9 protein-coding genes are annotated in these 22,949 nt (G+C 68.8%); 4 read left to right on the forward strand and 5 right to left on the reverse strand.

The genetic code is table 11. From position 1 onward, the window contains the following. Positions 1-46 precede the first annotated feature (46 nt). Together KDW55_RS04800 and KDW55_RS04805 are read right to left on the reverse strand one after the other, a co-directional pair. A complete protein-coding gene (locus KDW55_RS04800; protein ID WP_040139855.1) occupies positions 47-322 on the reverse strand; it encodes a hypothetical protein in 276 nt (91 codons plus the stop codon). Between the two features lie 338 nt (positions 323-660). Further along, positions 661-2,211, reverse strand: coding sequence for a sensor domain-containing diguanylate cyclase (locus KDW55_RS04805; protein ID WP_059546965.1), 1,551 nt, complete (start codon positions 2,209-2,211; stop codon positions 661-663). Between the two features lie 500 nt (positions 2,212-2,711). Here KDW55_RS04805 and KDW55_RS04810 point away from each other — a divergent pair, with 500 nt between their 5' ends. From KDW55_RS04810 to KDW55_RS04820, 3 genes are read left to right on the forward strand one after another with little or no spacing between them, the layout of a single operon-like run. Further along, positions 2,712-5,588 carry a molybdopterin cofactor-binding domain-containing protein gene (locus KDW55_RS04810; RefSeq protein ID WP_212160077.1) on the forward strand — a complete coding sequence of 959 codons (2,877 nt, stop codon included), beginning with the start codon at positions 2,712-2,714 and terminating at the stop codon, positions 5,586-5,588. Then, complete coding sequence (locus KDW55_RS04815; RefSeq protein ID WP_209822627.1) at positions 5,585-6,286, forward strand: (2Fe-2S)-binding protein; 702 nt, start codon at positions 5,585-5,587, stop codon at positions 6,284-6,286. The genes KDW55_RS04810 and KDW55_RS04815 overlap by 4 nt, the downstream gene beginning before the upstream one ends. Then, a complete protein-coding gene (locus KDW55_RS04820) occupies positions 6,283-7,545 on the forward strand; it encodes a cytochrome c (RefSeq protein WP_212160074.1) in 1,263 nt (420 codons plus the stop codon). Before KDW55_RS04815 ends, KDW55_RS04820 begins: the two co-directional genes overlap by 4 nt. 103 nt (positions 7,546-7,648) lie before the next feature. Here KDW55_RS04820 and KDW55_RS04825 read toward each other — a convergent pair whose 3' ends face one another. From KDW55_RS04825 to KDW55_RS04835, 3 genes are all read right to left on the reverse strand, one after another. Further along, the gene (locus KDW55_RS04825) at positions 7,649-7,810 is read right to left on the reverse strand and encodes a hypothetical protein (protein ID WP_040139849.1); all 162 of its coding nucleotides are present in this window, start codon (positions 7,808-7,810) and stop codon (positions 7,649-7,651) included. A 194-nt stretch (positions 7,811-8,004) separates the two neighbouring features. Next, complete coding sequence (gene pal / locus KDW55_RS04830) at positions 8,005-8,493, reverse strand: peptidoglycan-associated lipoprotein Pal (RefSeq protein ID WP_069242996.1); 489 nt, start codon at positions 8,491-8,493, stop codon at positions 8,005-8,007. Between the two features lie 284 nt (positions 8,494-8,777). Continuing rightward, a complete protein-coding gene (locus tag KDW55_RS04835) occupies positions 8,778-9,935 on the reverse strand; it encodes a porin (protein ID WP_245163620.1) in 1,158 nt (385 codons plus the stop codon). 520 nt (positions 9,936-10,455) lie between these two features. Between KDW55_RS04835 and KDW55_RS04840 the strand changes: the two genes are divergently transcribed. Beyond that, positions 10,456-22,911, forward strand: a complete 12,456-nt coding sequence (locus KDW55_RS04840; RefSeq protein ID WP_212197884.1) for an LWXIA domain-containing protein — start codon at positions 10,456-10,458, stop codon at positions 22,909-22,911. The last annotated feature ends 38 nt before the right edge of the window (positions 22,912-22,949 follow it).

Raw genomic sequence — 22,949 nt, forward strand, 5'->3', positions numbered from 1 at the left:
ACGGCGCGTCAGCCCGTTGCCGCGGCAGCGGCGGCGCGCGCGAGCGTCAGCGGCCCGAAGTTTCAGCCTCGATACGGCCTTCCTCCCACAGAGCCCAGTACCGGCTGCCGGCGCGATACGGATTCGCGCGGCGCGCCGCGTAATCGGTCACGCCCTGGCGATACGCGCCGTACAGCGTGAGCGGCGGATTGTCGACGCACGCGGCTTCACGCGCGGCGGTCGTGCGGTGCTCGGAGACGAGCCGCCGGATCAGCGCGGCGCCGTCGATCACGTCGAGTCGATCGCTCGTTTCCGCGTGGCTGAGAACTTCGACGGTATTCATGTTGTGGCTCCCTGACGTGCTGTTTCATAGTCAAAGAGCAATAAGGGTGCCAGCCGTGAAATACCGCTCGCCGCGCCGATCGTGCCGGCTTCTGCGGCGAACGTGACGCGCGCGGCGGCCCGATGTTACGGAACACGTCACGTGACACGGGGGCGCGCGGCGAAACACGGGCCACGGATGCGCGCGTACGCACGCGCGCAGAATCGCGCAAAGCGTTGCGGGATCGAATCGCGGAAAGGGGGCGGCGGAATGCGTGCAACGCCGGGAGCCGGACCGACGTGCGACAGCCAACGGCGGACCATGCGCGCGCGTTGGCGCCGCTACGCGCCGCAGCGCGCTCAGCTTGCGGCCACGGGCGCGACGCGGCTGCTGCCCGCCGAGTAGAACCGATAGATTCCCTTGCCGGCCGACTTCGCGTCGTACAGCGCGCTGTCGGCTTGCCGGATCAGTTCGTCGGGCGATCCATGCCCGTCGTCGAGTGCGATCCCGATGCTGATTCCGAAAATGACGGTCTCGCCGATCGACAGCGTGTACGGCGCCGAAATCTGCTGGATGATCCGCTCGGCGACGAGCGAGCACGCATGCATCGTGGTCGCGTCGAGCGCGACGATGAACTCGTCGCCGCCAACCCGCGCCGCGAGTTCGCCGTCCGGCAGCGTCTTGCGCAGCCGCTGCGCGACCTGCATCAGCACTTCGTCGCCGGCCTGGTGGCCGAAGCGGTCGTTGATCGCCTTGAAGCCGTCGAGGTCGAGATACATGACGGCGAGCGACGGGTTCGGCATGCGCGGCCGATGCGCGAGCATCCGCTTCAGCTGCGCATGGAGTTCATGGCGGTTCGGCAATCCCGTCAGCGCATCGTGCCGAGCAAGATGGCGGATATGCTGTTCGGTGCGCCGGCGCGCGGTGACGTCCTCGACGATGATTACAGCGTTGCCGTCCGGCACGCGATGGCGCGTCAGTTCGAGCTGGCGACCGTCGGCGAGCACGATGTCGAAGGGCACGGGCTCGGCGCGCGTCAACCACACGGCGCACTGCGCGGCGAGCCCGCCATCACCGGGATCGGCCACCGTGCTCGCACCGAGCGTCGCAACGACGTCGGGCAGCGGCGTGTCGAGCATGATCTCGCGCGGCGAGCCGAACAGCTGTGCGGTGCGCCGGTTCGCGACGATCACGCGGCTTTCGCCGTCGATCATGCACAGCCCGTGCGGCATGTAAGTGAGCGCGGCGTCGAAGTGCGCGACGAGTTCGGCATTGCGCTGCCGCGCCGCGATCAGCGCGACCAGCACACGGTAATGACGCTGGACGACGGTGCGCATTGCGGCGAGATAGATCAGCAGCGGCGGCAGCAGCAGCCATGCGCCGGGCCGCTCGACCAGCAGCGCACCGATACCGATCGGCACGACGCCGAGTGTGACCTGCGTCATCGCGAGCCGCGGCAGCGCCGAATTGCGCGACGCGATTCCGCCGAACACGCCGCCTGCGACCATCACCGCCAGCGTGCCGACTTCGACGTCGGGCGCATCCACGCAGCCCATCACACCGACGCCGAGCACGAAGCACGCGGCGAGCGACACGGGCGCGTAGCGCCGCGCCCAGTATTCGGCGCGATCGTCCCCGGCGGCGCGGCGAATCGCATAGGTGCGAGCGATCGCGAGCCGCGCCGCGAGCAGGCCGACGTCGACGACGAGCCACGCGAAGCACCACAGTTGTTGTAGCCGGATCAGCGCGATCGTCGCGACGAATGCGCTGGCGAGACCGGACAGCGCCATCGGACGCACGTCCTCGAACAGCGTGACGAGCATCGACGGACGCAGTTCGGCCGTCACCTGGTGATTGCCGGAAGGAGGCGTGGCGAGAACGGCGTTCAGGAGGCGTGCCTTGACTGCCATGGCTATTTTGACCTCGACACGATGCGACTCGTCGCCGGCACCCCGCGCCGGCACACGGCGGGATGACGGGTGAGCCCGATGCGCACGACATTACCATGAAACGCCGGCTGCGCGGGCCGTCCGGGGACGTCGACGCGTACTGGTCAATCATGCATGATCGCGCGTGACGAATCCGTCGGCACGTGCGCCGGATCGTTGCTGACGGGACGATCCGGGGCAACCGCTTGCATGCGGCCTTGGCCGCGCGCCGTGCGCCGTTCGTCGCCGTGCGGACGATGGAAGCGGCCGCCGACCGAACGGCAGACGCGGCATCCCGCCCGCGCACGCGTGCGGCTCGCGATCCGCCTCCGCCACGGTATGAATCTCGTTATAAGAAATTCAATAAGTATTTCATGCGAGAAATACTATAGGCGATATATCGAAAATAATGCCAGAATGCGCGCCGCTCCGAACGCCGCGACACCCGATCGCCGTCCGAGCCGTATCAGGAGATTCCCCCAATGAAAAACCACGGCCTGTCACGGCGGGGTTTTCTGAAAGCCAGCATGCTGGCGGGCGTCGCGGTCTACGTCGCGCCCATCGGCAGCCGCGCGTTCGCGGCGCTCTTCGAAGAAAAGCTCCTCACCCCGGTCAAATGGGATAGCGTCACCGGCATCCCCAAATTCCGCATCGACGGCATCGCGAAGGTCACCGGCTCGAAAGTGTTCGCCCGCGACGTGCGTGCCGCCGACATGCCGCACTGGCCTCAGCAGCAGTCGCATGCGCTGATTCTGCGCGCCACGCAGGCCGACCGCATCTACGAAGGCTTCGACCTGTCGCTGCTCGGCGATGAACTGAAACCGGACCGCGTGGTCACGGCGGACGATCTCGCGCGCGACGGCGTCGCGTTTCCCGCGTTTTACGGCGACGACATGCTGTTGCCTGCCGGCAAGATGCCCGCGTATCTCGGCCATGCGGTCGCGATCCTCGTCTATCACGACTTCGCGCGCTTTCGCTTCGCGAAGAACGCGCTCAAGTTCCGCGACGACGTGATCCGCTACGGCGCGGTCACGGGCCCGCTCGAGCGCGATCCGTGGGGCACGTTTCGCTACGTGCGGGTGGGCGGCAAGACCGCGTATGACGACGACGTCTATTCGAGCCTGAAGGACGCGCCGATCTTCCCGAGCATGATGCGCAAGCACCTGCCGGTGTGGCCCGACGGCAAGGAGCACGGCAAGCTCGACGAGCAGGGCATGTTCCTCGCCGCGCAGATCGCCGGCGAACTCGATCATCCGCCGGCCGACTGGCTCGTGTTCGACCGCGAGTACAGCACGCAGTCGGTCGATACCGCTGCGCTGGAACCCGACAACGCGAACTGCTGGTACGACGCGGCGACGCAGTCGCTGCACCTCGTCGTCCCCACGCAGTCGCCGCTCGAAGTGGCAGAGAACGCGGCCGCGATGGTCGCGAAATGCCGCTTCCCGGTGAAGAAGCTGTTCGTGCATCCGTGCTACACGGTCGGCTACGGCTCGAAGGATCACTGCAACGTGCCGTTCTACGGGCTTGTGTGCGCGCTGTACGCGGACGGCCGGCCGGTGCGCTTCGCGAACGATCGCTACGAGCAGTTCCAGACGTCGCTGAAGCGCCACGCGTTCAACATGCGTTACCGGATCGCGGTCGATCGCAATACGGGTTTGCTGCAGTCGTTCAAGGGCGACTTCGAGGCGAATGGCGGCGGCCGCTCGAACTTCTCGCCGTCGGTCGCGATGGTCGGTGCAACCGCCGCGCAGTCGATCTATTACTTCCCGAAGAGCGATCTTGCGGCGGTCGCGATTGCCTCTCGCGCAATCGACGCCGGCTCGGCGCGCGGCTATGGCACGCTGCAAAGCATGGCCGCGACCGAGATGGCGATCGACGAAATCGCCGCGCAACTGCACATCGACCCGATCGAGTTTCGCCTGCGCAACGCGCTGCGTTCGGGGATGAAGAACACGCAGGGCGCGATTCCGGCCGGCGCGCTGCGCGTCGACGAAGTGCTCGAGCGCGCGAAGCAGCATCCGTTGTGGACGCGCCGTGCGGCGCGCAAGACCGAATTCGAGGCGGCAAACCCGGGCAAGCGCTACGGCGTCGGCTTCGCGTGCGTGCAGAAGGATTTCGGCACGGGCGCGGAGGCATCGTTCGCGAAGGTCGAGTTCGACGCGAACGGCAACGTGTCGCTGCATCACACGGCTGCCGAGATCGGCACCGGAATGTCGACGTCGCAGGCGGTCGCGGTCGTGAAGTGGCTGGGCCGCCCGGCGACCGACGTGCGCGTCGCGGTGACCGAATGGCCGGACCTGCCGATCGAGACGAGCGGCGACCCGTATCTGATGTCGCAGGCCGAACAGGACCGGCTGAGCGCGAATCCGCGCTGGTCGCCGGGCTATGCGTCGCCGTCGAGCGCGACGAATTCCGCGTATTACTTCACGCACAGCACGCGCGAAGCCGCGCGCGCGGTATTCCGCTATGGTCTGTGGCCGGCGGCGATGTCGATCTGGACGCGCGGCCTCGGCGGCGGCCAGGCAGCGCCGTACGCGATACGCATCGAGGATGCGCGCTGGGTCGACGGCAAGCTGACCGCCGACGGGCTCGAGCCGCTGACGTTCGAGCAGCTCGCGAAGCAGGCGCATGCGCTCGGCCTGCCGACCGGCGCCGTCGTGCACGTGTTCAATCGCTGGCAATGGACCGACGCGGAATTCGACGTCGGCGGCGCGATCGAGCGTCTGCCGATCGACGGGCTGTCGCTGCGCGTCGGCGCGCCGAAGACGGGCGACGACGGTCCGGTGCCGGGCACCGCCGCACCGGCCGGCGCGGCCGCGCTGCGCGGCACGCTGCCGCCGACCGCGAACGGTTATCGCGTGCTGGACCGCAAGCGCGTGTTCATCCCGCCGACGAGCCGCAATAACGCGGCGGTCACGTACTACACGGCGGTCGGCACGCTCGTCGAGCTCGCCGTGCATGAAGCGACCGGCAAGGTCGAACTGCTCGCGCATCACTCGATCATGGAGTGCGGCAACCAGATTTCGCCGCAGCTCGTGTCGGGCCAGTTGCAGGGTGGCCTTGCGATGGGTATCGGCCATGCGTTGCACGAGTATCTGCCGCTTTACGAAGACGGCCCCGGCAACGGCACGTGGAACTTCAACCGTTACCAGCTGCCGCGTGCGACCGACGTCGCCGTGTGGTCGCAGACGGGCGACATTCTGCCGCCGCTGTCCGAGACCGATCCGCCGAAGGGCGTTGCCGAAGTGGTGATGATCCCGGTCGTCGGCGCGATCGTGAACGGCATCGCGCACGCGATCGGCCATCGTTTCACCGATTTGCCGGTGACCCCGCAAAAGATTCAGGAGGTGCTCGCATGACGACTGCCCAAACCGCCGCGTCGGCCGCGAGCGCCAGTGCGGCCGCGACCGGCGCATCCGCGCCGAATGCGGCTTCGGCCGCACCCGGTGCATCCGCCGCGCCCGCTTCGTCCGCAGCCGCACCGGCGGCCGGCGAGCGTCCGCTCGTCCGGTTCCAGCAAAAGGCGCTGTCGGTCAGGATCAACGGCAAGACCGTGGGCCCGATGCCGGTGCCCGAAGGGCTGATGATGATCGAGTTCCTGCACGAGTATGCGGGCCTCACCGGCTCGCGGCTCGGCTGCGGGCAGGGCGTCTGTCACGCGTGCGTCGTGATCGTCGACAAGCCGGACGGCACCAGCGAGGAGATGCGCACCTGCATCACCGGTGCGCATTTCTTCCATGGCCGTTCGATTCGCACGATCGAAGGCCACGCGAAGCGCAACGAAGCGGGCGAGGTGGTCGAACTGTCGCCGGTCCAGCAGAAGTTCCTCGAGCACTTCAGCTTCCAGTGCGGCTACTGCACGCCGGGATTCGTGAACGCGGCGACGGTGCTGATCGAGCGCCTGCATCGCGAGCCGGTCGCGAAGGCCGACGTCGAACGCACGATCACCGACGCGCTGAACGCGCACCTGTGCCGTTGCACCGGTTACGTCCGCTACTACGAAGCCGTGAAGGACCTGATCTTGACGACGCCTGGACTGGTGAAGGACGCCGCATGACACGCACATTCGCCCATCGTGCCGCGCGGGCCGCGCGCGTGCCCGCGCTCGCGGCCGCGTGCGCGCTGCTGCTCGCCGCGTGCGGCGGCCATGACGCGCCGGTATCGAGCGCGGCATCCGGCGCACCCGGCGCCGACCGGGTCGCACGCGGCCGCTATCTCGTGAAGGCTGCCGACTGCGCGGCGTGCCATACCGCGAAGGACGGTGCGCCGTTCGCGGGCGGTGCGCCGCTCGAATCGCCGTTCGGCACGTTCTACGGCTCGAACATCACGCCGGACAAGGATCACGGGATCGGCAACTGGAGTGCGGACGATTTCTACGCGGCGCTGCACGACGGCCAGGCGCCGGGCAAGCGGCTGTATCCGTCGATGCCGTACACGTCGTACCGGCAGCTCACGCGTGCCGATGCGGACGCGATGTTCGCGTACCTGAAGACGGTGAAGCCGGTCGCGCAGGGCAACCGCGCGCATGAACTGAGGTTCCCGTACAACCTGCGCTTCGGCATGGTGTTCTGGGACATGGCGTTCCTCAAGGACACGCTGCCCGACGCATCGGGCGGCCAGTCGGCAGACTGGCAGCGCGGCCGCTATCTGGCAGGCGCGCTCGGCCACTGCGCGGAATGCCATACGCCGCGCGCGTTCACGGGCCAGCTCGACGGCGCGAAGCCGTTCGCGGGCGCCGCGCTCGGCCGCGTGGCCGCACCGGACATCACGCCGGCGGGGCTTGCCGCGCGCGGCTGGACGGGCACCGACCTGCAGACGTTCTTCCGCGTCGGCATCGCGCCGCAAGGCTCGGCGTTCGGCGAGATGTATCCGGTCGTGCACCTGAGCACGCAGCATCTGACGAACGACGACCTGCGCGCGCTGTCGGTGTACCTGCTCGGCGACACGCCGCCCGCGCCGCAGCCGGTGAAGCCGGTATCGGCCGACGCCGCGCAGCTGGCAGCCGGCCGCTCCGTGTATCTCGCGGTGTGTGCAGGCTGTCACGGCATGAACGGGGAGGGCAAGCCGCACGTGGCCGTGCCGATGAATGGCAATTCGACGCTGCGCCAGCGCGATCCGCGCAATCTGCTGGTCGCGATGCTCGACGGCATCGACGAACAAAAGTTCGCCGGTGTCGAAAACATGCAGGCGATGCCGGGCTTCGCGCGCACGCTGGGCGACGACGAACTTGCGCAACTGGCGAACTACCTGCGCGCGATCTGGGGTGGCCAGCCCGCGAGCGTGACGCCGGCCGACGTGAAGGCCATGCGTCGATAAGCGGGGCGGCGACGCACGGAGTCGCACGGAATCGCACGCGAGCGCGGCCGAGTTACGGCCCCGCTCGCGCGCGGCTATCCGTTCGCCCCGATCCGGCGGCGCGTCAGTAGCCGCCCCCGCCGCCTCCACTCCCGCTGCCGCCTGCGCCGCCGTAGCGGCTCATACCCGGTCCTTGCGATGCGCCGCCGCCCGACGACGTGCATCCGGCCGACAGCACGAGCATCACCGCCGCGACCAGCGCCGCAGCCCATCTTGCCGATCTCATTTCGCTCTCCTTTTGCCGCGATGGCCTTGCGGTGGCGCGATTCGCGCGAACCGCAGGCCGCGCGATGACGAAACGTCCGGGGCGGGCGGTTTATTCCATGCTGTTTGCGGGTCCGGATAGCGGCACGGCACGCGATACGGGTACGGACGATGCCGGGCCGCCATGCCGCCATCGCGGCGGCATGCGGCCCGCGATCAACGGTAGACGAGATCGGCGCGACGGTTCTGCGACCACGATTCCTCGTCGTGGCCCAGCGCGACCGGCTTTTCCTTGCCGAGGCTCACCGCCTCGAGTTGCGACGCCTGCACGCCGAGCGTTTCGAGCGCGCTCATCACGGCCTGCGACCGGCGCTGGCCCAGCGCAAGGTTGTATTCGGACGTGCCGCGTTCGTCGGTGTTGCCCTGGATCAGCACGTGGCGCGACGGGTGGCTGCGCAGATAGTCGGCGTGTGCCTGCAGCAGCGACTGGTATTCGGGCTTCACCGAGTACTGGTCGAAATCGAAATAGACGCTGCGCTTCGCGAGCGGGCTGTTCGGGTTGTTGAGATCGTCGGCCGCGACCGTGGCGACGGCTTCGCTCGACGGCTCCGGCGCCATGCCTGCATTTTCCGGGGTTTTCGCCGCGTGGTGGCAACCCGCCAGCAGCGCGAAAACTGCGAGGACCAGTCGGTTCGTTTTGCTCATCGTGCGTCTCCTGCGGTTGACTGCGTGGACATCATCGAAAGCGTGATGCGCGAGAACTGTCACGGCACGGGGCCGACGACGCGGCGCGAAGGCGCCGGCCCGCGTGCGAGATGCACTTTCGTAAGCCGGCGATATGCGAGACGAAAGATTGTGTCGGCCGGAGCGCCAAATCACGGCGCCGCTGCAAGTAGAGTAGGAAAAATGTCACAACGTGAACAGTTTCTCCGCCTTTTTGTGAAAAAAACCACGCAGCACGCGATCTCCGTTGCGCGAACGCCCGATCGTCAGAACTTGTGTCGCAAGCCCAGCGCGACGACGACCTGGTTGCCGTTCGCGGACGGCGTCATCGTCCACACGGTCGCGTTGAACGCCGGATTGCCGTTGCCGCCGCTCACGCTTTGATAGACGGCTTCGAGATACGCGTCCGTGCGCTTCGAGAACGCGTAGTCGGCCTGGGCGACGACGTGGTTCCATTTCGGGCGGGTCTGGCCGGTGCGCGCGTCGAAACGGCCCATCGTGTACGTGTAGGCGGCGGCGACGCTGAACGCCGGCGTGGCGAAGAAGCGGCCGTCGACCGTGAAGTTGTCGAACACCAGCGATTCGCCCTTCAGCGGCGTGATGCCGCTGCCCTGAAGCACGCCGCTCACGCCGTCGGTGGCCGAGTGCGACCACGCGGCGCCGACCGAGTGCGGGCCGAATGCGTAGCGCGCGGCCATCGCCCAGATCTGCTGGTTGCCGCCCGTGATCGTCGCCGAGCCGTCTACCGTGCTCAGCGCGCCGTCCGGATTCGGCGCATTACGGTCGCGGTTGATCTTCAGGTAGCCGGCGCCGAGCTTCAGCGGGCCGTTCGCATACGCGAGCCCCGCGCTCCACACGGCGTTGTTGGAAAACGCACCGGCCGTGTTCGAGAATCCGTAGAGCGCGCCGAACGTCAGCCCGCGATAGGCCGGACTCGTGTACTTCACCGCATGGTTGATGCGCAGATTGCGGTTCGAGTCGTCGTTGTCGTACGGGTGCACCGCGAGGTTGCCGCCCCAGCCGGGCCCCGATGCGCCGAGCGGCGTGACGAAGTCGAGAATCAGATCGTACTGCCGGCCGAACGTCAGCGTGCCGGCCGTGCGCGAACTGATGCCGATCCATGCCTGGCGGCCGAACATGTCGACGCCTTTCTGCGACAGCTTGCCGGTCGTGCCCGAGAAGCCGTTCTCGAGCGTGAAGACCGCGGCCATCCCGCCCCCAAGATCCTCGCGGCCGCGCAACCCCCAGCGCGACGCGTTCAATGCGCCGCTCGTGAGCGCGACGCTGCCGCTGCCGGGCGAACCGGCGCCTTGCGTGCGCTGATTGGTCGCGTAGGTAATCGATGTGTCGATCAGCCCGTACAGCGTCACGCTGCTTTGCGCGTGCGCGACGCCGGGCGCCACGCCGGCGACGCACGCTGCGATGAAAGTGCCCGCGGCCGCGCGCGTGCGGGCGCGCGCGGCGATCGGCGTCGCGCGTGGCGTCGCGGGGGCGTGTCGGTCTGTTTGGTAGGAATGCACAGGATTTTCTTGTCGTTGGTCTCCGGCCCGATTGCCGGTGGTCGCGTCGGCGCGCGGGGGCTCGACGCAGCGAGCGGCCATTATTGGAGATCGAGCGAAAGCCGATTAAGCCGCTGCACAGGAAAGGTCCTCTGCGAAATCGGGCGGAATCGCGGCAGCGCGCCGCACCCGGACGGCATTGGCAGCCGCCGGCATACGGACCGCAGCGCGCGCATCGGCCCAATCAGCAAATTTTGCCGATTGCGTTTGCAGGGCCGCTGGCGACGGCAGGTTCGTAGCATGCGTCTGCCCGCACCGCCGCCAGCCGCGTGCCGACTACGTAATACGCGCATTTCCTCCGCGATCCCGTTCGGCACAATGGATCATTGCGTGCGGCCCGCCTGCCGCCGTGCCGGCACGTCGCGCGAACCGCGGGAGAACGGACATGGTGTTGATGGCTGTGGGCGGAGGCGGGCCGGTCAGTGTGCCGCAGCCGCAGACTGACAACGATCCGGCGCCCGGCAACGGGGCCGGCAGCAATCCGCCGGCCCAGACGCCGGAGCAACAGGCGCTCGCGGCCGCGCAGGCCGAGACGCAGCGTCTGCTGCAAATTGCGCAGGCCGAAATGGCGACGCTCAAGCGTTTGCACGACCAGGGCGCGTCGCAGGCCGATCTCGACAATCAGGTAAAGAAGGCCGAATACGCGTGGGGCGCGGTGCAGGCGGCCGTCGAGAACCAGATGCGTTTCGCCGCCGACGGCGGCGGCGACGCGAACAAGGCGATCGCGGGCGTGGCGGCCGATCTGCGCAACGCATCGCCGAAGGATCCCGTGCTCGGCTCGGTCCTCGACGATGCGCAGAAGGCTGTGTCGGCCGAATCGGCGCCCGAGCGGGCAACCAACGAGAAGGCATTCGAATTCGCGCTGGCGATGCAGAAAGACCAGGGCGCGCATGCCGACGTGCAGAAGTACAACGCGTTGCCGGGCGGCGTCCGGCGCGCGGATCCCGACGCCGGCGCGCAAGTGCGCCAGGCGGCCGCCACGGCGGATACGAACGCGAACAACGCATACACCGCGCTAACCACCGCGTTGCGCCACGAATACGGCACGGCGGCCGCAACGCTGCGCCTGAAGGACGCAAAGGCCGACTACGCGGCATGGCAAAAGGAGCCCGGCGGTGCGCGCCGCGCCGACGAAGCCGACATCACACGCGAGCTGTCGCAGGCGCAAAGCCAGTACGACAAGGTCGTGACGGGCGGCGACGACACGGCGCTCACGTACGTCACGGCCGACGAGCAGAAGCAGGTCGTCGCGGCCGTGAAGCAGAATCACGACGGCATGTGGTACACCGGCCTCGTCGACGCGCTCGGCGAGGAAAGCCAGCTCAAGCGCACGATCGCGACGATCAACCCCGACGACCCGTCGCTGTCGCCGCAGATGAAGCAGCTCGCGAAGTCCGACCCCGTCACGTTCGCGCTGCTGCAGGATACGGGCGTGAGCGTCGATCCGAACGATCCGAAGCTGTCGCCGCAGGAGAGGGCGCTCGCGCAACAGAATCCGCTCGCAGAAGCGTTCGTGAAGATGACGGGCATCAAGGTCGACACGGCCGGCCTGAGCGATGCGGACGCGAAGGCGCTGAACGCGAAGATCGACCAGGCGGGCGGCGTGTTCGCGTATGCGATGGCCCAGGCCCAGGCGCAGACGCAGGCGGCGAAGGACCCGGCCGAGGCGCAGAAGATCAATCCCGGTTATCAGCAGATCCAGACGCTGCTCGCGGCGGCCCCCGACGTGCGCCTGCAATACACGAAGCAGCAGGTCGCGCAGTTGATGCAGGACCCCGGCAGCAATCCGGGCGCGGCGCTGCAGGTGCTGAAGACGAACATGGACGCGTCGTTCTCGCTGGACGAGCGTCAGGCGCTGTGGACGCAGGCGGGCCAGCCGCACTTCGACGCGAAGTTCATCCATTCGCAGATCGACCCGCTGATGCAGAAGCCCGATTCGCGCGCGACGGATCAGGCAAGCATGCAGGCGCGCGCCGACGGCCGGATGAATGCGGACAAGGTCGGCAAGTGGATGCAGGACATCCTCGCGAACGCGCCGCCCGAATTCGCGGGCGCCGTGCTCGACACCGTCGAGAAGGATTTCGGCAACAAGTGGACGCAGTCGAACACGGGCACGCCGCAGCCGTACGGCGACGGCATCGAGTTCTACAAGGGCCTCAGTACGGCGGTCGGGCTCGCCGACCAGCAACCGACCGCGAGCGGCGTGCCCGTGCAGCGCGAGGACGACGTCGCGAACTGGCTGCTCGACGCCAACGGCAATGCGAAGACGCTGATCTACACGCTGCGCGGCAGCGACGCCGGTTACGGGTTCGACAGCGTGCGCCAGGCGCTGTCGTCGGGTGTCGATCCGGCGTTGTCGAAGGCGTTGCTGTCGAAGATGCAGAACGACGACCGGTTCAGTTCGGGTTTCGCGAACGACTTCCAGCTGCGTTACGACCAGGGCGTGAAGAGCGCGCAGAACACGCAGCAAAAGGCCGCCGCGAGCGCGAGCTACAAGTTCTTCCAGACCGATCCGGACAAGCAGCTGAAGGCGTATTTCGACGACTTCCAGAAGAACCTCGGCGACAAGTCGTACACGTTCGCGACCGATTCCGATCAGCTCAAGAACTTCGTCGGCGCGGGGCTCGGCATTCAGCCCGACGATTCGGCTGCGGTGCCGACCGACCGGAACGACGTGCCGTCGATGGCGCTGCTCGAGCAGTTGATCGTGAGCAACGGGCAATTGCAGAACGGCACGGGCGTCAACAGCCACTCGCTGTACGCGCAGAATTCGGCCGCGACGCAGATGATCCAGGCCGTGGTCGATCAGATCCGCAAGGTCGGCGGCGATCATGCGGTGGTGTCGCTGGTGCCGATCTACTACGTGTCGAAGCAATCGGGCACCGCGCCGAGCGCGCTGTTCAAGGTGCAGGTCGACGGCCATCCGGGCCAGTACAAGCTGATCGACGATCGCGGCTGGCAGTACGACAGCGTCGACAACTACCAGCACAACAACGCGCTGTCCGACGACGGCAAGCTGTACGTGCCGAAGAGCCTGATGAACGACGCAGCGGCCGGCGACCTGTCGCAATACCAGTCGATCGACGCGCACAAGACGGAGTGGTACCAGCACCTCGAACACGCGCTCGAGATCGGCACCGGCATTCTCGCGGCGGCCGGCGGTGTCGTGCTGGTCGCGAGCGGCATCGGCGCGCCGGTGGGCGGCGCGCTGCTCGGCGCCGCATGGACGACGATCGGCGTGGGCATGGCGGTCGGCGCGACGGCCGCGGTGGGCGACCTGAAGAATCTGAGCGACCACGGGCAGTCGATCGGCTTCGGCAACGAACAGGCGCGCGGCGACTGGATCAGCCTGATCGGCAGCGGCGCCGGTTTCGCGGGCGGCGGGCTCGGCATGGCCGCGAAGTCGCTCGCGGAAGCGTCGTCGCTGCTGCGCACGACCGGACAGGTGTCGGACCTGCTCACGCTCGCGTCGCGCGGCGAGGGCGTGACGGCCGACGTAGCGGGGCTCGGCCGGTTCGCGCAGGAGGCCGACGCGTTCGAGTCGATGGCGCAGACGACGGGCCGCACGGCCGGCGTGTTCAACGTCACCGGCGGCGTGATCGGCGGCTACCAGATGGCCGACCAGGGCGTGTCGCTGGTGAAGAACTGGGACGCGATGTCCGACTCCGATCGCGCGCAGCAATTGCTGAACCTCGGGATCGGCGTCGCGCAAATGGGCCTCGGCTCCCACACGCTGATGGAGCGGCCGATCCGCGCGATCACGAAGACGCCCGCACCGTCCGCGATGCCGCGCCCGCTCGCGGTCAACGTCGTCGAGACGCTGTACGGCAACGGGCTCGCGAACCAGCGGCTCGCGGTGGGCGAGATCGGCAACCCGTGGCAGCACGCGGAGGAACAGGCGGCCAGCTTCGGCGAACCGGCCGACGAAGGCAGCGCGGTCGCCGCCGCCGACAAGGGGCTGCGGGCGCGCGTCGCCGCGTGGCTGCGGGCACGCCGCATGCAGGGCACGCCGGACGGCGATGCGCTCGCGCTGCGGCTCGCGCCCGATGGCGAACCGGTCGAAGGCGCCGCGACGCCGGCCGTCGCCGACGCGCTCGCAGCCGACGCAGCGTCGCCTGCCGAAGCCGGTGTGCCGGCCAGCGGCGCACGTCCCGCGTCGTGGGAGATCCCCGCGCGCATCGCGGCCGACCGGGCAATATTGAGCGACGTGGTCGCGCGGATCATCTCGAGCGGCAATCATCTCGAGGACGTCGAATACTACGTGTATGCGCTCGAGGACGCCGAAGGCAACGTGAGCAATCCGGAGGAAGACGGCCTGCCCGCGACCGACAAGGGCGATCTGCTCAAGGACATGAGCGCGGCGAAGGCCGACGAGCGACGCGCGAAAGCCGTCGACGATGAACAGGCACGCGCGGCCGTCGCGCCGGATGAGGACGGCACGATCGGCGTGACGCGCTACGCGACGTATCACGATGCGCTGATGGTCGGCGCCGATGGCGTCGCGGGCGGCCGCTACCGGATCGCACTGGTCGATCAGCGCGCGCTCGCCGCGGACGGCACGGTGCCGCCGGAAGCGGTCGTCGGTCATATCGGGCTGACCGACGCCGGCGGTGCGTTCGTGCTGTCGATGAACGATGCGTACGACCGCACGCTGCGCGTGGTGTACCCGCACGGCTTCGATCCGCAGAAGCCGCTGATCCGCAGCGAGGACGGCCGGCGCGTCGACGTGATCAACGCGTCGTTCGGCATGAGCGAAACGCAGTGGGCCGCGTATCCGCGCCGCGAGGCCGACCTCGCGATCTATGCGGACAATCCGATCCAGCCGGAGAACCGGCTGCCGCCGGGCGAGCGGCCGCTGTTGCCGGTGCCGCCCGGATACTTCGCGGTCTATGCGCACGCGTGGGCCGACGCGTTCGCGAGCGCGACCGGCAAGGCGATGACCGCCGACGACATGGCCGAGATGATTCGCCAGAGCGGCTGGGACGGCAAATCGCCGGTGATTCTGTATGCGTGCGGCGCCGGCACGCGCGTGAGCCCGCTCGCGCAGCTGCTCGCGAACGTGCTCGGCGTCGACGTGTATGGCGCAAGCGGGTTCGTCGCGTGGCGTTCGCCTCGCTATCGCGCCGACGGTTCTCCCGATTCCGGCTATACGAGCGGCATCCTGATCGAGCCAGGCGCGCCGGACCAGGCCGGTGTGCCGGACCATTCGGTCACCAGCGGCCCGCGCACTTACCGGTTCTCGCCGGCAGTGGCGGTGATCGATCAGGGCGCGCATCCGGTCGACTGGAGCAGCGTCGCGCCGCGTCCGGTGTCGAACCAGTGGGGCGGCCGCACGGCGACGGGCGATGCGCGCGTGCCGATCGGCGTGTACGTGTGGCGGATGCTGACGAGACGGGGATCGATCATCAATCCGCGCAGCAACCGTCCTGCCAGCGCGCTCGAGATGACGCATGCGCTGGAAGCGCTGGCATGGAAAGGCTATACGCCCGGTACGCCGATCGCGCTCGACGGGCCGCGCAGCGGCGCCGACCCCGCATTGCTGCAGGAATTCGCAGACTTGATCCAGGCGCCGGTGTTCGGCCGGCTCGGCGACGACGACGCAACCGGATGGCACCGCGCCGTGCCCAATCCGAACCGCCGGCTCGCGCGCTTCGAGATCGAGCCCGACGTGAACGGCAAGTTCTCGCCGGGCGGCGCGCAGCCGATCCGGATCAATCCGCTGGAACTGCGGCCGGTGCCGGGCACGAGCGTCGTGAACCTGCTCGGTCACGCGACTGCGCGCCAGTTCCTGAAGGTGTCGGGTTTCGATATCGCGGAATCGCACGGCACGCAGCCGCGCGACGTGAGCCTGGACAGCTCCGCTGCGATCACGCAGGGCGGCAAGACGATGTCGCCGCGGCAATTCGCGTGTGCGCTGCTCGACGATCCGGCTTATACGGAAGGCAACGGCGTGCTGCTGACGGGCTGCTATCTCGGTGCCGGCGGCTATTCGTTCGCGCAGGAACTCGCATACGAGCTGCAGGTGCCCGTGATCGCGTCGATCGCATCGAACTCGGTGCGCGGCACCGGCGCACTGGAGCTGTATCCGCTCGACGAGTCGATCAAGGTGCCGGCCAACGATCCCGATGTCGGAACGCGGCTCTATCTGCACGTACCCGAGGCGCCCGATGCGAGCGACCCGCCGATGGTGTTCGCGCAGCGCGGCGAGCCGACGACCCACGCGCCCGCCCATGGCGACGCACCGGTCGAGCCGGTGCAGCCGGTCGAAGCGGAGATCGATCCGCACGGAGACAGCGGCCGGCGCGGCGCGGACGGCACGCCGGGCGGTGTCCCGCGCAGCGCGCCGGGCAATGCCGGGCGGCCGGACACGGTGCCGGGAGGCTCCACGCATCCGCGGCTCGCGCCCGAGCCGGACGCGGGCGAACCGCCCGTCCACGAACCGATTCCGCTCGTCGAAGTCGCGCCGGACCGGATCTACACGGCGGACGAATGGGCCGCGCGCGTCGAGCAGGCCGCCGAAGCGGAGGCCGACGACGGCTTGTCGGGCAAGACGGAAAAGATCTATCCGAAGACGAGCCGTGTCTATACCGACCGCAAGGTCGCAGACGGTGGAATCGTCACGACGACGATTCACGGCCGGTCCGTGTTGCAGCCCGGGTTCGACGACGTGACCGGCATCGACGCGACCCAGCATCCCGAATTCCTGCGCCCGGCCGATACGCTGCTGATGCCGGCCGACGATCCGCTGCACGCGGTCGGCGCGCGCGGGCTGATGTCGCCGCCCGGACATCATGTGGTATTCGGTCACGGGATCTCGGCCGACGCGATGCTGGGCCCGGACGGACGGCCGCTGACGCCGGACGAGGTCGCCGAGCGCGTCGCGCCGCACCTCGAACCGGAGCAGGACGTCACGCTGTATTCGTGCTACGGCGGATCGAACAAGCACGATCCGTTGCGGATCGCGCCGGGCCAGGTGCGCGCGGCCAGCACCACCTTCGCCGCGGCGCTCGCGCAGCGGCTGTCCGAGCTGACCGGCCGGCCGACGTCGGTCTGGGCGCCGCCGGACATCCTGCTCGTCGAACGCGACGGTTCGGCGACCGTGCGCGGCACGCGACTGACGGGCCAGATCGACAAGGATCGCCTGCCGATGCAGCGCTTCCGCGGCGATCCGGCGCGCGCGGGCCGCGCGGCGTTCCCCGCCGGCGGCGACGCGCAAGCGGCGCCAACCACCGCCAGCACCGCCGGCACGCGTGGCGCCGGATCGCGCCCGAGCGGCGAGCGGCCGCCGCGGCCGACGGTGCCGCGCGTGGCCGATCCGACGTTCGCCGATCCCGACTACGACTTCACCGCGATTCCCGACGATACGTTCGAATCGGTCACGCTCGATCATCCGTTCCGTACCGCGCTTGCCGACCGGCCGGGCGTAATCGGTGACGCGGCGCGCGTGACGCAGCCCGGCGGCACGGTGAGCCAGCGGTGGCCGAGCGAGTTCCTGGACAAAGCCGAGCCGACCCGCGTCATCGACGACGTGATGCAGGCGTTCCACGAGGCCGGGCTGACGAACCTGCGCGTCGAATTCGTCACGCACGACGGCAGTGACGTGCTCGGCAGCGGCACCAATTTTGGCGCACTCGATCCGGAGGCGGGCTGGTTCCGGTTCAGCGGCACGGTCCCCGACGCACCGGCGGCCGTCACGCATGCACCGGGCCGCACGGCGGCCGATGCGCGGCTCGCGCTGCCGGAAGGCGCGCGCACGGTCGCGCCGGACGAACTCGGGCACGCGCTCGACAGCGCACACACCGGGCCGCGCAATCACGCGTACGTGCCGACCGACGCGTTGCCGGATGCCACGACGTTTGCACAACCCGATTTGACGCCGCAGGAGCGTGTCGCGGCGAGTGCGGCCGCGAATCTCGACGCCGTCGAAAGTGCCGCACCGACCGACGTCGCGCTGCTGTCGGCGCTCGGTCACGATCCGGCCCGCGCGCTGCGCATCGCGACGCCCGACGGCGGCGAGTTGTACAAGCCGGCCGGCGTCGACATGTATGTGGTGCGCACCCGCGACCCCGCGACAGGCGCCGTGTCGTACCGGCTTGCCGGCATCGACGGGTCGGGCTTGCCGGAAGGCTATACGGCGGTGCATGCCGGCGGCACGCGCGCGGTCGGCGCGAACGACGGCCGGCCGACGTGGCCGACGCTCGGGCCGGCGGGGCCGGCGGGCGGGCGCCTGGCCGGTACGGCCGGCGACCCGTCCGGCGCGGCGACACCCGCGACCGTCTCCGGACACGCGAATCCGCCTGCGCCGCCGCAACGCACGACGCCCGCCGAAGCGACCGATCCGCAGGCGGTTGCCGCGACGTGGCTCGACAGCCTCGGCCGGCGCACGCTCACGCGCGTCGACGGCCGGCATGCGCCGACGCTTGACGGACTGGGGCGCAAGCTCGGCACCAACGCGCACGTGCTGATCACCGCGCATGCCGATGCGCCGAAGACGGGCGCCGAACACGCGGCGCCGACGTTCGTCGCGGTACTCGAAACCGATCAGTATGGCGTGCCCGGCCCTGTGCGGATGCTGGACGGCTCGCGCGTGCCGAAGGATCTGAACAAGGCGCTCGTCAAGACCGGCGCCAGCGGCCGCAAGGCACGCCGGCAATTCGATTTCTACGTGTCGCCGGTTGCGCACGACGAGCTGATGCGGTTCGGCGGCGCGTCGAAGATCGAGACGAAGGACGGCACGTCGTCGTGGCCGGTGGCAGCATCCGGTCATCCGGTCGACAACGCGCTCGCCGCGGACGTCGTGAAACTGCACGATGCGCCGGGGTTCAAGCGGCCGCGTCAGGCCGTGCGCGCGGTCGAGGGCGATCGCCGCTGGATTCACGTGGTCGAGGAGGAAACGGGCAAGGTGCTCGGCTATGCGGAGCGCAACACGAACCACGAATGGAAGTATTACGAGAAGGCGTCGGTCGGCGACACGGAGATTCCCGAGCAGGATCTGCGCACGGTGTTCCGGCGGCGGCGGCGCGGCGGCATTCCGGTACTGCAGTCGCCGCGGCGCGGCATCCGCTTCGTCGTCAGCGACGTGAAGCCGGAGATCGTCGATCGCATCGGCGGCTTAAAGCCGACGAAAGACACCGCAGCAGCGGAGAAGCCGCCGCGCCGTACGCTCGGCGACGTGTTCCAGGCGAAGGTGCCGCTGCGCCAGCCGCTGACGCGCGCGGACCAGGGCCGAGCCAATGAGGCGGCGCCGCGCGTGCCGGTCGATCCGCACCTGCTGCCGTCGGAGAAGTCCGTGCTCAACGCGGTCGACTTCAGCGGCAACAGCGTGCCGCACTTGCTGACCGCGATCCGCAACGGCGCGGTCGACGGCAATCGCCACGTGATCTACGTGTTCAAGACGGACGGAGCGGTGGCCGAGTCGCTCGGCAATCCGCTCGGCGTGATCGCGGTGCGCAATGGCGAGATGCGCTGGTTCGACAACATCAGGCACGTGAACAATCTGGGTCGCCAGGGCGTGTCCCTCGATGAAATGCCGATCGGCAACGACCGCTTCGGCACGGACGTGCATTTCCTGCTCACCCAGTTGCGGCCGCGCGAGTTTCTGCGCAGCACGCGGCCGACCCGGATCGCGGCGCTGCAGGCGCGCGAAAAGGCGCTGCGCGAGCAACTGTCCGATGCGGAAGCGCGCGGCCAATCGTCGGCGCCGTTCCGCGCGCTCGCGGCGCGCACGCGCAGCCGTTACAACGAGGTGCTTGCCGACCTGCATCGTTTGCGGCACGCGAGCACCGCCGCGCCCGCGGCGCTGTCGATCGAGCCGTACCAGCCAGGGCTGTCGTCGTCGACTGTCGTCGCGTTCAACCTGCGCAACGGCGCGGCGAAGACCGAGCAGTATTTCCCGACGCACGATCAGATCGAGGCCTACAACAAGCAGGCGCAGCGCGCCGGGAAGGTCAAGCTCGTGCTGAAGGGCGAGCCGCAGGCCGTGATGATCGACCCGGGCATGTGGCGCACGCTGCTGAACAATCTGTATGTCGCGCGCGACGTGTCCACGTCGGCGTCGCGCTTCCTGCCGGTGCCCGGCAAGCTGCGCGCGCACACGCGCAAGTTTGGCGCGGCGACCGTCGCGGATCACCGGATCCAGCAGATCTTCACGCGCTCGGACCCGGCACTGCAGGACCGCATGGTGCCGATGGCGCGTTCGCTGTCGCTCAGCGACGATCCGGCGCTGATGCGCAAGATGGTCGAGCAATACGGCGGCGTGACGCCCGTCGTCACGCTCGTGGTCGATCCGAATCTGCTCGCGGCCGTGCTCGGCAAGGCGCACGATCCGGATTTCCTGCGTGCGGTGAAGGCGCTCGGCGACCAGAAGAACGCCGTGTTCGACGGCAAGAACGGCGTCATCCATCCGGCGCCCGGCACGGACGGGGAGGCGCTCGCGCTCGATCATCTCGCGCACCTGCATGCGTGGCTCGACGAAGCGGCGCGCACCGGCTTCGCGATCCGGCTCGAAACCGCACCGGCGCGCGCGCTCGTGTCCGGCACCGACTACCGGTACCAGTCGGGCACCAACCACGCGTACCACGATTACGTGAGGGTCATGACAGCGCTCGAGAAGTGGTCGAACGCGAACCCCGACAAGACCGCGCCGAACGTGATGATCACGTTCCACGGCTGGGATGCGGTGCCGGAGTCGGTGCCGGGCGCGGGGCACGAGAAGCTGCTGCGTGCGGTGCTCGAGCGCGAAGGGCTCGAATGGGTGCACGTCGGGCTGTCGTTCGGCACGCACGGCGCCGACTTCATCGGCAACCAGGACTTGACCGGCGCGCTCGCGAAATTGATCGTCGAGAATCGCAAGAATCCGTCGATCATCGATCGCCTGCACGGCGCCGACGCGCTCACGCGCGTGTTCGAGCGGGTCGACCGGCAGACGCTCGCGAATCAGCATCAACTGCTGTTCGCCGAAGTCGAGCGGATCGGCGCCGAGCGCGGGATGACGCCTGCCGAGATCGCCGAACTGCGCCACAAGCTGTACGAAGGCAACACGACCGTGTGGCTGAACCAGGCGCGCAAGGCGACCATCGAGCATGCGACGGAATACTGGAAGGGCGACGGTCGCAAACCGCGCGGCACCACGCAGAAGGGCGCGCGCTCGTTCGCCAGGCGCTGGCTCGACGCATATGGCGCCGGCATACCCGATCGCGTGACCACGCGCGCTCAGCCGTTGACCGCGAATCCGCTCGAGCACTGGAGTGCGGTCGTGCACGATCCCGCGCTGATCAACGACGGCACCAAGCCGATCGGCACGAGCCGCCGCGAGACCGCGCAGCTCGCCAACGTCGATATTCCCGATGCGAAGCGCGCGCAGGCCGAACTGCATGCGCTGCGCGTGCACGACGAGCCGATCGGCCCGCACCGGCCGCCGCCGTCGGGACGGCGGATTGCCGCCGACATGACCGGGGCCACGGCGGTTGGCGCGAGCGGCGCTGTCGTGCTCGAAGCGACGGGCAACGCGTTCGTCGGCCCGGCGACGAATTCGCTGTATGCCGGGCTGCGGGTCGGCCGCGTGTTCCAGGCGCTGCATCATGGCGCGGTCGCGAGCCTGAAGAACGCCGATCCGCGCGTGTTCGATCACGTCGTCGACCGGCTCGTGCGCGGGCTGCAGAAACAACTCAAGGCGAACGGGTTCGACGTCGACGCGCGCGGCACGCAGCTCGAGCAGATCGCCCATGAAGGCAAGGCCGCGGCCGCGCAACTGCGCGCGCTGAACAAGGATGGCGTGCTGACGTTCGACGAGACCGTCACGCACCTGAAGGCGATTGCGGACGACATGCTCGGGCAGATGCAGGGTGTGGTCGGCGGGACGTCGCTGAAACTGCTGCACCGGGGCAGCCCGCGGCACTCGGTCGGCCGCGTCGGGCGGTTGCTTGCGCTCGGCGGTTACGGCGGCACGATCACGATCAACGGCTTCAAGTTCCTGCAAGGCAACTGGCTGGCCGGCGGGCAGGCGTTGGGCGGGATCATCAGCGCCGCCTCCACGGGTATCGTCTACAAGGGCGGCGCGCGCGGCGTGAACGCGGAGAATCGCAGCCAGATCGCGCGGCTCGCGAGCGCGACCGGCGACTACGTGACCTCCGCGGTGGGCCTCGCGACCGGCATTCACGGCGCGATGGCCGCGCATACGTTCGGCGACGGGATGACGGGCGTGCTCGGTGCGATGTCCGGTGCGCTGCTGGGCGCCGGGCGGCTGCATTCGCAATTCCCGAATGCGACGCCGTGGATGGCGCGGCTGCCGACCGGAGTCGCGCTGTTGCCGGTCGGGATCTTTGCGATCACGCAGGCGTACGGTGTCATCAAGGCGCTCGACGGGTCGGACGACAAGAACAAGAAGCCCGGCCTTGGCCCGTCGCCATCACCATCGTCATCGCCATCGTCGACACCGACGCCGACGCTGACACCGTCGCCGTCGGGTTCCGCCGGCGCGACGCCGACAGCGGGTGCATCGGTCGCACCCGCCCCGACGGCGGCGACCCGGCAGCCGGGCGCGACTGCGTCGCCGACGGTTACTCCATCGCAACCGGCCCAGCCGTCGGCGGGTTCACGGAGCACGACGCCTACACCGACGCCGCTGACCGTCGACGTGGTGGCCGGCGATTCGCTGTGGACGATCGCCGAAAATCACGAGGGAACGCTGCTCGACGCGGCGCACGTGCCGGCGGACGAACGGCAGCGGATGTCGGACGGACAGCGGATCGACGCGGCGTTCAACGAGATCCTGCAGTTGAACCGGAATCTGGCGAGCCACCCCGGCGACATCAATCCGGGGCAGCAGGTAATCGTCGGTTGAAACGCGGCGTCCGGCGACGACGAATGGCCGCGCGGCCG

Origin of the sequence: Burkholderia sp. AU19243 (assembly GCF_018148075.1) — a bacterium.
GTDB lineage: Bacteria > Pseudomonadota > Gammaproteobacteria > Burkholderiales > Burkholderiaceae > Burkholderia > Burkholderia latens_A.